Source organism: Campylobacter concisus, assembly GCF_002912425.1.
GTDB lineage: Bacteria > Campylobacterota > Campylobacteria > Campylobacterales > Campylobacteraceae > Campylobacter_A > Campylobacter_A concisus_AH.
This window is the reverse complement of sequence record NZ_POYR01000142.1, coordinates 62063-76094: the sequence shown is the minus strand read 5'-3', so window position 1 is coordinate 76094 and position 14032 is coordinate 62063. Positions and strand designations below refer to the sequence as shown.

Genomic DNA, 14032 nt, shown 5'->3' with positions numbered 1-14032 from the left:
GTCATAATATAATCCCTTTAAAATTTAAAGAAGAGCTATGAAAAAAGAAAATTCCAAACTATTTTTACTATTATTTTTGGGCGCGCTTTCGGCATTTGGCCCATTTGTCACAGATCTTTACCTGCCAGCACTTCCAGCCATAACTGAGTGGTTTGGCACAAGCGTTTCAGCAACCCAGCTAACTCTTACAACCTCGATGGCAGGCCTTGCGATAGGCCAGCTAATAGTTGGTCCAATCAGCGATAAATTTGGGCGAAAAACGCCACTTACCATCTCGCTCATCATCTACACGATAAGCACGATTTTTATATTTTTTGCGCAAAATATCCAGTTTTTTATCTTTATGCGCATCATCCAAGGGCTTGCAAGTGCGGGCAGTCTGGTTATCTCAAGAGCCGTTGTGAGCGACCTTTACAAGGGTCACGAGATGACTAAATTTTTTAGTTTGATGATGGTTGTAAATGGTCTTGCTCCGATATTTTCGCCCATAGGCGGCAGCTTGCTGCTTAAATTTACCGACTGGCGCGGCATCTTTATGGCGCTAACGATCATCGGCATTTTGCTATTTATCGCAAATTTTTACTTCAAAGAGAGCCTAAGCCCTGCTAACCGCCTAAAAGTGCCTTTGCTTCAGACCTACAGCGTCTTTGGCAAAATTTTAAGAAAAAAGAAATTTATGCTATTTATTGCGATCCAGACATTTACGATGGCTGCGATGTTTGCCTATATCGCGGCATCTTCTTTTATCCTACAAGAGTTTTACCTACTAAGCCCAGTAAGTTATAGCTTTTGCTTTGCGGCAAATGGCCTAGCCATCGTCATAGGTGCTAGGCTTGCAAGCTTGCTAAATGAACGAAAAGCGCTAAAAACTGGTCTTTTTGGCACCTTGTTTGCTAGCATTTTTATAGCGTTTGTGCTTTGCTTTAAATTTGAAGTGATCGGCGTTATCATCGCATTTTTCTTGCTTTTGCTCTTTACTGGCTTTATCTTACCAACGGCCTCATCACTCGCGATGAATGAGGGCAGAGAATACGCGGGCTCAGCCTCAGCGGTGCTTGGATTTTGCCCATTTTTCTTGGGTGGCATCATCTCGCCACTAGTTGGTCTTGGCGACATTTTTTACTCGACTTCAATAGCCATTTTAACTTGCAGCGTGCTTGCCTTTATCTCATTTTTAGGGCTAAAAAGAGTTGCGTAAAATTTATCTTGTCTCAAACACAAAAACAGCCGATGAGAGCGTTGTAAATTTAAGCGTTAGCAAGATAGAGTTTTTGAAATTTGAGATAAATTTAAGCGAATTTGACGCACTTGTGGCAACCTCCAAAAATGCCTTTAAGGCTTTAAAATTTAATGGCATTTCACCTATAAATTTACCAGTTTTTGCCATAGCAAGTAGTTGTGCAGCGGCTGCAAGAGAGTTTGGTTTTAGTGAAATTTACACTGGGCAAAATGCTCATGGAGATGACTTTGCAAGAGAAATTTTGCCACTTTTAAATGGCAAAAAGGTTCTTTATCTAAAAGGCAAAGATAGTGCTTCAAATTTCTTAGAAATTTTACAAAATGGTGGCGTAAATATAAAGGCGGTCGTTGCCTATGAAAATGTCTTAAATCCTTGCAAAATGGAGCTAAAACCGCCAAAAAATAGCATTTTGATCTTCGCATCTCCGATAAATGTGAGAAATTTTCTAACTAACTTTGGCTGGGATGAGAGCTATCAGACGATAAGCATAGGAAAGGTAACTGCAAAAGAGCTAAAATTTAGCACGCCACTTGTTAGTCAAAGTCAAGATATAAACGCTTGTATCGCACTTGCCAAAACGTTACTTTAAGCAAAGAATTTATATAATTTTATTGCCTGAGTGAAGCGAGTCAGCATTTTACGGGGTCCAACACTTTTTTGTTAGCGAAAAGGTATGGGTGCCTTGCGATGTGGCTTCGTTTGAGCCTTAAACAGCGAGAAGTTGCAACCTTTTGGTATCCATCTATTTGCAAGATTGGCTTTGTTTATGGGCCACTCTTCTATGCGACGCCCACTTGGGTTTTTAAATTTACGGAGATAATATGAACATTCTCATAATAGGAAGTGGCGGCCGCGAATACGCCATTGCTCTAAAACTAAAAAGTGAAAAAAATATAAATTTATACTTTGCGCCTGGAAATGGTGCGACCTCACGCCTTGGTGAGAATTTAAACATAAAAGACTTTCATGAGCTAGCAAATTTTGCCAAAAAAAATAGTATCGAGCTAACTATCGTGGGACCTGAAGCGCCACTTAGCGAAGGCGTAGTGGATATATTTAAAAAAGAGGGTTTGCTCATCTTTGGACCAAGCAAAGCAGCAGCCAGACTTGAAGCTAGCAAGGCCTATATGAAGGACTTTTTAGCTAGAAATAATATAAAAACTGCAAAATATTTAAACACAGACGATAAAGAAAAAGCATTTAAATTTATCGATACCCTAAGCGCTCCGATGGTCGTAAAGGCTGATGGGCTTTGCGCTGGAAAAGGCGTGATCATCGCAAATTCCAAAGAAGAAGCCAAAGAGGCAGTTAGTGACATGCTAAGTGGGGCTAGCTTTGGTGATGCTGGTAAATTTGTGGTGGTTGAAGAGTTTTTGGACGGCTTTGAGCTTAGCTTTTTTGCCATTTGTGACGGCGAAAATTTTGTAAGCTTGCCAGTGGCGCAAGACCACAAACGCCTACTCGATAACGACGAGGGTCCAAATACTGGTGGCATGGGCGCTTACGCTCCAAGTCCGCTTGCTTCAAAAGAGCTGATAAAAAGGGTCGAAGAAGAGGTTGTAAAGCCAACTTTAAAAGGGATGAAAAACGAGGGTAGTCCGTTTTGTGGAGTGCTTTTTGTGGGGCTGATGATCGTGAAAAATGAGCCTTATGTGCTTGAGTTTAACGTGAGATTTGGCGATCCTGAGTGCGAGGTCTTGATGCCATTAATCGACGGAAATTTGAGCGAAATTTTACTAAATGCTGCAAAAGGCGAGCTAAAGCCTATCAGCTTAAAAGATGAATTTGCTGTTGGCGTCGTGATGTCTAGCAAAAACTATCCGTATAAAAGCAGCCCAAAGGCTAAAATTTCAGTTTTAAATGATGTAAAAGACGCCCATATAGCTTACGCAGGTGTGAGCAAAGAAGGTGATGAAATTTACGCAGATGGGGGTAGAGTGCTAGTCTGCGTGGCGACTGCAAAGAGCATAAAAGAGGCACGTGATAAGGCCTATGAGCTTTGCGAAAATGTCAAATTTGACGGAGTACACTTTAGAAGAGATATCGCGTGGCAGGCTCTAAAATGAGTATGCAGATAGAAGAGAAGCTTCAAAACGAAGAAATTTCACTTGCTCCTTTTGCTAAGAGGATTATGGCGTTTTCTATCGATGAGATCATAGTTTCGTTTCTTTTTATGATCATCTATTGGGAGCCTCTTTCTACTAGCACTAACTATGATGATGCTAGAAATTTAGTATTAAATTTATTTTGGCAAGTGGTCGCTTTAAAAGTCATCTATCACACATTTTTTGTTTGGTATTATGGTGCAAGCCCCGGGCAGATGATAACAAAGACTATGTGTATAAATGTAGAAATTTTAGATAAGCCAAATTTAACTCAAAGTCTTGTTAGGGCGATATTTAGGATAGTTAGTGAAGCTTGTTTTTATCTTGGCTTTGCGTGGGCACTTTCAAACCCTGCAAGGCAGACGTGGCAAGACAAAATAGCAAAAACAGTGGTGATAAATGCGTAAAATTTTATTTTTAATTCCGGTTTGTGTTTTTAGTTTAAGTGCAGCAGTGCAAGATGTGCAGCTATTGGCTGATGATGTGAAGCAAGATAAGGGCATCGTAACGGCAAATAAAAATGTCGTTGTATATTCGCAAGAGTATCTTGTTACGGCTGATTGCGCTGTCTATGATCAAAATAGCTCCGTCATCGAGCTTTTTGGCAATGTCAATATGATGAAGGGTAAAGACGAGGTCTCTCGCTCAAACTACGCCAAGCTAAATTTGAAAAACAACAACGCTGCCTTTGAGTCACTCTTTATGATGAACAAAGACATGGAAGTGTGGATGAGAAGCGACGAGAGCAGCTCTGATAGCGAGTATTACAGAGTAAGAAAGGCTATGGTTTCAAGCTGTAATGTCCAAGATCCTGACTGGAGCATCACTTCAAGCTCAGCCATGCTAAATAAACAGAGTAAATTTTTGCACCTTTTTAACCCAGTCTTTCGCATAGCGAATGTGCCAGTCTTTTACCTGCCATACTTTGGCTTCTCAACTGATACCACAAGAAGGACAGGTCTTTTGCCGCCAGAGCTAGGATACGGCAAGTCAGAGGGTTTTTACTATAAGCAGCCAGTATATTTTGCGCCTTATAATGAGTGGGATCTAGAGTTTGATCCGCAGATAAGAACAAACAGGGGCGCTGGAATTTACGGTGCTTTTAGATTTACTGATTCGCCTGATTCAAGAGGTGAGATCAGCTTTGGTTCATTTACTGATAAAAACAGCTACCGAGCCAAGCAAAAAAGCGAGACTTCAAACAGAGCTGAGCTAAAAAACAAAACTCACAAAGGTGTCGGGCTAAAATATGAAAGAGATAAACTCATAAAATACCTTAGCGAGGCCGATCTGCAAGAGGGCATGTGGATAGATGCAACCAAGCTAAATGATATAGACTATCTAAATTTAAAGGGCAGAGACGATGACTACGACTCACTTGTGACCTCTAAATTTAACTACTTCATAGCAAATGACGATCACTACTTTGGCGCCTATGCGAAATACTACATAGATACCGAAAAGATCGGCTCAAAGAACGAAAACAAAGATACGCTTCAAGAGCTTCCATCGCTTCAGTATCATAAATTTACAGACGATATAGTCTTGCCAAATATCTTATATTCAATCGATCTTCAATCGCATAGATATGATAGAAAGATAGGCGTTAGAGCAACTCAGTATGAATTTACTTTACCAACTTCAGTACATGTGCCACTGTTTGATGATAGCCTAACATTTTCATTTTATGAGTACCTTTACGCTTCAAGGATAAACTACGAAAACAAGATAAATTCATTTGATGACAAAAGAGAAGATAAGCACGCAAATTTTGTAAATAACTACCATAAATTTGCTCTTCACACAGACCTTGCAAAGGCGTATGAGAGCTTTTATCACACTTTAAATTTTGGTGCTGAATATTTGCTACCAGGGTATAGAAAAGGAAATTTAGACGACGAGTTTATCTATGACAAAGATCTAAATGAGTATGAAAATTTCTTAGCTCAAGATCAAAGTAAAGAAGAGGTTTCTGGCTATTTGACGCAGTATTTCTTTAACGGCAGTGGCAGAAAGGTTGTCAAACACAGCATCTCACAAGGCTACTACACAAAAGATGATGAGTATTCAAATTTAAAAAATGCTATCTACCTATATCCGTTTGAGAATTTTAGCGTTTACAACAAGCTTGAGTACTCACACAAAGATAGAGAGCTTAAAAAGGTGCAAAACGGACTTTACTATACGCACGATCTATTTTGGATAAATATGCTCCACACGATGAAAAAGAGCGACAGCAAGGCTAAAAATAGTGCAACAAAAGATAGCTACTTTACCAGCAGTGCTGGTGTAAAACTTCCGCATCAATATAGCCTAATTGGCGGCTGGCAATACGACCTTGAGAGAAGCTACACAAAGAGCTGGAGAGTTGGCATACTTCATCAAAGGAAGTGCTGGAACTACGGGCTAATTTATCAACACGATGTCGAGCCAACAACAACGACAAATGGCTCAGCCTCAACTAAGAAAAGCGGCATCTACTTTACTATAAATTTCTATCCGATGGGCGGCTTGCACTATGATTTTTCACAAAGCAGCACCACTTCATCAAGTAGCAAATAAGATGGCTAGATAAATGGCAAGCGTTAAATTTAAAGATCAACTAGATGCAGCTAACAAGCTCATCGAGATCTTGCCAAAAAAAGAGCTAAATGACGCTAAGACGATAGTTCTTTGCATGTCGCTTGAGTCAGTTATCCTGACTGATGTGGTTTGCAGGGGGTTAAATTTGAGCTACGAGATGCTCTTTAGCGAGCCAATCCCTGCGCCAAACAACAGCGAATGCGACGTAGCGATAGTTAGCGAAACAGAAGATATCGTGCTAAACGACCCTCTTATAAAAGCTTTTAACATAAGCTATGACTACATCTACGGCGAAGCACATAGAAAATATGAAGAGAAAATTTTAAAAAATGTCTATAAATATAGAAAAGGAAATTTGATAGGAGAGCTAAAGGGCAAGAATATTTTACTGATCGATGAGGGGTGTGAGACTGGCATGACGGCACTCATCTGTATAAAGACGCTGCTTGATGTGAAGGTAAAATCCATCTCATACGCAACGCCGATGATAGCCACTGATGTCTTTGCAAATTTAAATGATATGGTCGATGAAATTTACACGATAAACAAGATCGTTGATTTTATCGATGTGGATTCGTATTACGAGAAAAAGATCGAGGCTACGAGCGAGCGCATCATGTCGATATTAGAAGAGAGCCCTCACTATTTACCGTTACAAAAACAACAAGGAGATAAAAATAATGCAATATAGTATAGAAGTCAATAATCAGGTCGAAATTTTTGACCTTAATAAAGTAGCTAAACAAGCTAGTGGGGCAGTGCTTTTAAGGGTGAAAAACACCGTAGTTTTAGCAACTGTGACAAGAGAAGATGTGCAAGTTGAAGAGGACTTTTTGCCTCTAACAGTGCAATACATCGAAAAAGCTTACGCTGCTGGTAAAATCCCAGGTGGTTACGTCAAGCGCGAGACCAAGCCAGGCGACTTTGAGACGCTAACAGCTCGCATCATAGATAGATCACTTCGCCCACTTTTTCCAAAAGGCTACGCATACCCAACACAGATCGTTGTCATGGTGCTTTCAGCTGATCCTGAGGTTGATTTACAAGTTGTGAGCCTAAATGCGGCTTCAGTTGCACTTTACCTTAGCGACATCCCTGTAAATCGCCCAGTTTGTGGCGTAAGGGTTGGCTACATAGATGATAAATTTGTTATCAATCCAAGCAACTCTGAGCTAAAACAAAGCGCGATCGATCTTTACGTTGCTGGTACAAAAGATGAGCTTTTGATGATCGAGATGAGAAGCTTGCCTCAGCAAACTACGCAGCTCATACCGATGGTAGCGATCGAGCCGATGATAGATCCTAGCCTAAGCGATAGCATGGCGCAAAAGCAAGTGATGAATGAATTTAGTGAAGATAAGATGGTTGAGGCGATCGACTTTGCTGGCAAGGCTATACTAAGAGCTAGCAGCGCTTATGAAGAGGCGTTTAAAGAGCATAAAAAAGAGGATGCCACACTTGAGCTAAAACCAGAGATAGAAAACGAAAATATCGCTATTTACATCGATAAATTTTATAAAGCAGAGGTTAAAAACGCGATCAATCAAATGGCAAAGAGCGAGCGTGCAAGCGAGCTTGGCAAGATCGCTAAACAAATTTCAAGCGATGAGGTAGCTCAAAAAGAGGGCTGGGACGAGGCTGTCATCTCAAATGTCCTTGGCAAATATAAAAAGAAAATAGTAAGAGAGCAGATCATAAACGAGGGCGTTAGAGCCGACGGACGCGGGCTTGAAGAGGTTAGACCTATTAGCATCGAGACAAATGTCCTTCCAAACGCTCACGGCTCATGCCTCTTTACAAGGGGTCAAACTCAGGCGCTGGTTGTCGCCACTCTTGGCACAGATAGTGATGCTCAGATGTATGACATCCTAACTGAAAAAGCTCCTTTGGTTGAGAAATTTATGTTTAACTACAACTTCCCAGGCTTTAGCGTCGGCGAGGCAAGCCCACTTAAAGCTCCTGGCAGACGTGAGCTTGGACATGGCAATTTAGCTAAGCGTGCCCTTGCTCCAAGCATCGATTTAGCTTCTCCATATACGATAAGGGTCGTTTCAGAAATTTTAGAGAGTAACGGCTCAAGCTCTATGGCTAGCGTTTGCGGTGGTTCGCTCGCACTTAGAGCAGCTGGGGTCAATACCCAAAAACTAGTCGCTGGTGTTGCGATGGGTCTTATATTTGAAGGTGAAAAACACGCTGTTTTAACTGATATCATGGGGCTTGAAGACCACGACGGCGATATGGACTTTAAAGTTGCTGGCACAAGTGATGGCATCACAGCGCTTCAGATGGACATCAAGCTTGGAGGCATCAGCCTAGAAGTGCTAAAAGAGGCGCTTTATCAAGCAAAACGCGGCAGAGAGCACATCCTTGCTCTAATGACACAGGCTGATAAAAATATAGAGATAAACGAGGATGTATTGCCAAAACTTGAGCTATTTAGCGTTGATCCAAGCAAGATCGTAGATATCATCGGTCAAGCTGGCAAGACTATAAAAGAGATCATCGAGAAATTTGAAGTTTCGATCGACCTTGATAGAGAAAAAGGCGAGGTCAAAATCGCAGGCGGCGCTAAGAAAAACGTCGATGCAGCAAAAGACTACATCATCTCTATCACTTCAAAGGAAAACTCTCGCTCGTTTGGCAAAAAGCCGTTTAAACACGACAAAGACCGTGTAAAACCGACATTTAATATCGGAGATGAGTTTCTTGGAAGCGTAAAAAGCGTGGTTGATTTTGGAGTATTTATCGAGCTAAAAGACGGTGTTGATGGTCTGCTTCATATCTCAAAGATAAAGAGCCCATTAAACGTAGGCGATCAGGTAAAAGTGTGTGTGAGCGAGCAAAAAGGAAACAAAATTTCGCTCTCTTTGGTTGAATAAATTTTTAAAGGATAGATGATGAAATACAAAAAGTTGCTTTTTCCAATAGGAGCAGGGGACGATATCGAGCCAAGAATTTATGGTGCTTTAAAGGTTGCACAATGGTTTAAAGCTCACATGGAGATCCTCACTTGCCAACTAGATCCAAGCGTGGTTTATAATATGAAAATGACGCTTCGTGGTGGAGTGCTTTTTGAGGAATTTTTAAAATCAGCCAAATCAGAGCTTGCGGTTGAGCACGAAGAGAACGAAAAGCTTTTTAATAAAATTTGCGCCGAGCTAGGCATAAAGGTGAGCGACGAGGTCATCGAAGATGTCTGCACTGCAAATTTCACGATCCATAATGGAAAAAGAAGCGCCATAGTCGAGCAAGAGAGTAAATTTTGCGATCTAGTCGTAGCTGCAGTGCCACTTGATGGCAAGATCACTGGCACATTTGAGTCAGCTGTTTTAAAAAGTGGCAAAAATGCGATCGTTATCCCTAGGAAGATGCGTGAATTTAGGGCTGATAACATCCTTGTAAGCTGGACAGGAACGACTCAAAGCTCAAGAGCCCTAACTGGAGCGATCGATCTTTTAAAGAGCGCAAAAAAGGTTCAGTGTATCACTTCAAAAGCAAGTCTTGGCGATAACGCCGAACTAAATCTTAAAAAACTTGAAGAGTACTTTAAGGTTCATAATATCAGTGCTAGTTTTGAAGTTATAGCAACTACAACGATACCTGGCGAGGCACTTTTAAAAGCTGCAAATGATAGAAATGCGGATCTCATCGTAGCCAGCAGATACGGCGAAAACGGACTAATGGAGATGGTCCTTGGCGGAACATCAAGATTTTTCTTAGAACATACAAATATCCCAGTTTATCTATAATGGATTGCGGCTTGGTCCGCGATCTAATTTATTATTTTGCAAATTTTAAAACTCCATTCACCCCTAAGAATTGACTACTAAAATTTGGCTTCGTTTAGTGCTTAGCTCAAATTTTAGAGCCGAAATTACTCGCTCATAAATTTTAAAATTTGATGGAGGCTTTTTTGAATAGAACGCATGCAGTGCGAAGCACTGAAGCATGCCACCTTGAATGTGCGAGGGGTTTGGGGGATTTAAAAAGGGGGATAAGGGGACGTCTTTACTTCGACTTCGTCTCGTAACTGCGAGCAGACCGTAACTCGAGTCCCCTTGTCTCCCTTTTGAATAAAAAGAAATTTACAAATTTAATCAAGCTATCTTTTAAATTTTAAAACTTTCATTCACTCGCAATAATTGGCTACTAAAATTTGGCTTCGCTTACAACTTAGCTCAAATTTTAGAGCCGAAATTACTCGCTCATGAAATTTTAAAATTTGCTCGAGTTTTTTAACTGCATGCGATTTTGCTAGTGCAACGCATGCGGTTTAAAATTTTATCGATATTAAATTTGATAATGTGATTTGCCAGCTCTAATTTTAAAATTTCTCAAACGTTAAATAGCGCAGCGTGACAGCTTGATCCCGCGCTTTGCTCTTGCCACAGACTGAAAATTCTCTAAATTTTAAAGCTATCATTAAGCTTTTATCAAGCGCCTTATTAGCCAAAATTTTGTAAAATCTGCTCATTAAAAAGGATAAAAAATGAGTGAAAATTCTGGCTTTACACACCTACATTTACACACCGAATACTCCCTACTAGACGGAGCCAACAAGATAGAAGAGCTAGCTCATACGCTCCATGACAGAGGCGACACGGCAGCAGCGATCACGGATCACGGCAACATGTTTGGCGCGATTGATTTTTACAAAAAGATGAAAAAAAATGGGATAAAACCGCTAATTGGCATCGAAGCTTACGTGCATAACGGCGAGCAGCTCGATGACAAGAGCACCAAACAGCGCTTTCACCTCATATTAATCGCCAAAAACGAGACCGGCTATAAAAATTTGATGTATCTAAGCTCCATGAGCTACATTGAGGGCTTTTACTACTATCCTCGTATCAATAAAAAAATCTTAAAAGAGCACAGCGAGGGCCTAGTTTGCAGCTCTGCTTGCTTGCAGGGCGAGGTGAGCTGGCATCTAAATTTAAGCGAGCGTAACGTTAAATTTGGTGCTAAAGGCTACGAGCGGGCAAAAGAGGTCGCGCTTGAGTATAAAGAAATTTTTGGCGATGACTTTTACCTTGAGATCATGCGCCACGGCATCGGCGATCAAAGGCGTATAGACGATGACATTTTGCGTATCGCAAAAGAGACTAGCATCAAGGTCATCGCTACAAACGACACCCACTACACTTTTAAAGAAAGAGCCGCTGCGCACGAGGTTTTCATGTGCATCGCGATGAACAAAACCTTAGACGATCCAAACCGACTTCGCCACAGCGTCCATGAGTTTTTTGTCAAAAGCAAAGAGCAGATGAACGAGCTATTTTTAGACATCCCTGAAGTGATAGAAAATACCCAAGAGATCGTGGATAAGTGCAATCTTGAGATCAAGCTTGGCAACCCAACTCCGCCAAATTTTAAATTTACTCTTGAGTGTGCCAAGGAGAGAAATTTGACCCTTCCAGAGCCAGAAAACAGATATAGCTTCAAAAATGACGCTGTATTTTTTGAGCATGAGTGCAGAAAGGGTCTTGAAGAGAGGCTGAAATTTGTCCCTGAAAATTTACACGAAGAGTATAGAAAGCGCCTTGAGATAGAGATCGGCATCATCAATAAGATGAATTTCCCAGGATATATGATGATCGTTTGGGACTTCATCAACGAAGCCAAGCGCAGAGGCGTGCCAGTTGGTCCAGGACGTGGCTCTGCGGCTGGTAGCCTGGTCGCTTACTCGCTAAAGATCACCGACCTTGATCCTATCCCATACAACCTGCTTTTTGAGAGATTTCTAAATCCAGAGCGCGTTAGCATGCCAGATATCGACGTGGATTTTTGCCAGAGCAGGCGCGGCGAGATCATCGACTATGTCACGCAAAAATACGGCAAATTTAACGTTGCTGGCGTTATTACATTTGGTAAATTGCTCGCAAAAGGTGTCATTAGAGATGTCGCTAGAGTCTGCGACATGCCTTATGCGGAGGCTGATGCGATGGCAAAGCTTATCCCTGATGAGCTTAACATCACGCTAAAAGACGCCTACGAGAAAGAGCCAAAGATAGCTGAACTAATAAGCCAAAACCCAAAGGCGGCTAAAATTTGGAAATTTGCTCTTGATCTTGAGGGGCTAAACAGAAACGCCGGCCAGCACGCAGCAGGCGTTGTCATCTCAAACGAAGAGCTTTGGAACAAAACCCCGCTATTTCGCCAACCAAACAGCCCAGAAGATCGCTTTGTCACTCAGTATAGCCTCAAATATCTTGAAGACGTTGATTTAATAAAATTTGACTTTCTTGGCCTTAAGACGCTAACGGTTATCGATAATGCGATCAAGCTCGTTAAACAGCGCACTGGCAGAGACATCATCTGGGAGCAGGTCGATAAAAACGACTCTGGCGTTTATAAAATGATACAAAGTGGCCAAGCCATCGGCATCTTTCAGATAGAGGGCGAGGGCATGAGAAAGCTAGGAACTAGCCTGCGCCCAGACTGCTTTGAGGATATCGTCGCGATGCTGGCACTTTATCGCCCAGGACCGATGGAGAGTGGTATGCTTGATGACTTCGTCAAAAGAAAACATGGCGAGGCGGAGATAACATACGCATTTAAGGAGCTTGAGCCGATCCTTGCGCCAACATACGGCGTCATCGTCTATCAAGAGCAAGTCATGCAGATCGTGCAAGCCATAGGTGGCTTTAGCTTAGGCGGGGCGGACCTTGTGCGCCGTGCGATGGGTAAAAAGATCAAAGAAGAGATGGATAGGCTAAAGGGAGAGTTTGTAAAAGGTGCTGAGGCAAAAGGGCTAAATGGTCAAAAAGCGGATGATCTTTTCGAGCTAATCGTTAAATTTGCAGGATATGGCTTTAACAAGTCTCACTCCGCAGCCTACGCTTATGTCACATTTCAGACGGCTTATCTGAAGGCTTACTATCCGGCTGAATTTATGGCAGCACTTCTAACAAGCGAGGAGAGCAACGTCGATAAGATCGTTCGCTACATCGATGAGATAAAACGCATAAACATCGATACTTTGCCACCATCTATCAACAAATCAACCAAAGAATTTAGCGTCGTTAAAAATGGTGATCACGACGGCATTATATTTGGTCTTGGAGCGATTAAGGGCGTTGGTGGAGCGGCAATTGAGAACATCATCGCTGAGCGTGACGCAAAGGGCGAGTTTAAGAGCATGGACGACTTCGTCTCAAGGATCGATCCATTTAAGGTCAATAAAAAGGTCTTTGAAAGCCTTATTAAAGCTGGCTGCTTCGATGAGTTTGGCTTTAGTCGAAAGATGCTTTTACAAAATGTAGAAAATATCGTAGAAGCTTGCAAAAATGCAGCCCAGATACGTAAAAATGCAGCCGAGAGTCTCTTTGGCGAAGATGATAGCATGAATGATGTGAAGATAAATTTCGTCACTATAGATGATGAATTTGACATCAAACAGATCTTGAAATTTGAGCAAGAGAGCGTTGGCATCTACCTCTCAGGCCACCCACTTGATGACTATAAAGACGAGATAAATAAGATCAAATACACGCTAAGCTCGGAGTTTGAGACCTTGCCGCAAAGTGCTGAAATTTTGGTGGTTGGCAAGATCGAGGACTTTAACACAAGGATCACAAAAAGCGGCAAAAAAATGGGCACTATAAATGTGCTGGACTTTCACGGCAATATCGAGATCGCCGTCTTTGAAAGGGAGCTTGGCAACATCGAAGATATCGTAAAAGACGAGGCAAAACGCGATCTGCCTTATGCATTTAGGATAAATATCTCGCGCGACGATCAATTTGTAAGGACAAATTTAAATGAGGTTTATAGCCTAGAAGATGCGCAAAATTTAGACTTTAAGACAAGAAAGCTAAAGCAAAACTCTAAATTTAGCAAAAACGAAGAGGCGAGCGCTCCTCAAAAAGTAAGAGAGTATGCCGAGCTGGAGGTGCTTTTAAGCCTTAGCGAGCTTAGCAGGCAAAAGCTAGAGCAAATTTACTCGCTAGTTTTTAGCAAAAATGCGCCAAATAATCAAAAACGGCTAATTTTGAAGATAAAAAATGAAGCAACTGGCGAAATTTTCATCTATAAGACCGAATTTATCGTAAGTGATGATGTAGGCGAAGAGATAGAAAAACTCGCTGCTTCGGCGTAAATT

The 14032-nt window shown here is 41.5% G+C and carries 9 protein-coding genes; all 9 read left to right on the top strand.

The window, feature by feature from the left end; genetic code table 11:
• Nucleotides 1-37 precede the first annotated feature (37 nt).
• The 9 genes from CYP84_RS08210 (at nt 38) to dnaE (ending at nt 14029) form a co-directional block, all read left to right on the top strand.
• Nucleotides 38-1198: a multidrug effflux MFS transporter gene (locus CYP84_RS08210; protein WP_103637226.1), complete on the top strand. Its 1161-nt coding sequence runs from the start codon at nt 38-40 to the stop codon at nt 1196-1198.
• Nucleotides 1191-1829, top strand: coding sequence for a uroporphyrinogen-III synthase (locus CYP84_RS08205; protein WP_103637225.1), 639 nt, complete (start codon nt 1191-1193; stop codon nt 1827-1829). Before CYP84_RS08210 ends, CYP84_RS08205 begins: the two co-directional genes overlap by 8 nt.
• A gap of 232 nt (nt 1830-2061) precedes the next feature.
• On the top strand, nt 2062-3306 hold the full coding sequence (gene purD, locus CYP84_RS08200; RefSeq protein WP_103637224.1) for a phosphoribosylamine--glycine ligase: 1245 nt from the start codon (nt 2062-2064) through the stop codon (nt 3304-3306).
• Nucleotides 3303-3752 (top strand): RDD family protein, encoded by a 450-nt coding sequence (locus CYP84_RS08195; RefSeq protein WP_103596999.1) that lies wholly within the window; start codon nt 3303-3305, stop codon nt 3750-3752. The genes purD and CYP84_RS08195 overlap by 4 nt, the downstream gene beginning before the upstream one ends.
• Nucleotides 3745-5907 (top strand): LPS-assembly protein LptD, encoded by a 2163-nt coding sequence (locus tag CYP84_RS08190; RefSeq protein ID WP_103637223.1) that lies wholly within the window; start codon nt 3745-3747, stop codon nt 5905-5907. The genes CYP84_RS08195 and CYP84_RS08190 overlap by 8 nt, the downstream gene beginning before the upstream one ends.
• A 13-nt stretch (nt 5908-5920) precedes the next feature.
• On the top strand, nt 5921-6619 hold the full coding sequence (locus CYP84_RS08185) for a sodium:proton antiporter (RefSeq protein WP_002941705.1): 699 nt from the start codon (nt 5921-5923) through the stop codon (nt 6617-6619).
• Complete coding sequence (locus tag CYP84_RS08180) at nt 6609-8807, top strand: polyribonucleotide nucleotidyltransferase (protein WP_103637222.1); 2199 nt, start codon at nt 6609-6611, stop codon at nt 8805-8807. The genes CYP84_RS08185 and CYP84_RS08180 overlap by 11 nt, the downstream gene beginning before the upstream one ends.
• Nucleotides 8808-8825: 18 nt before the next feature.
• A complete protein-coding gene (locus tag CYP84_RS08175) occupies nt 8826-9677 on the top strand; it encodes a universal stress protein (protein WP_012140217.1) in 852 nt (283 codons plus the stop codon).
• 740 nt (nt 9678-10417) lie between these two features.
• Nucleotides 10418-14029 carry a DNA polymerase III subunit alpha gene (gene dnaE / locus CYP84_RS08165; protein WP_103637220.1) on the top strand — a complete coding sequence of 1204 codons (3612 nt, stop codon included), beginning with the start codon at nt 10418-10420 and terminating at the stop codon, nt 14027-14029.
• Nucleotides 14030-14032: the final 3 nt, after the last annotated feature.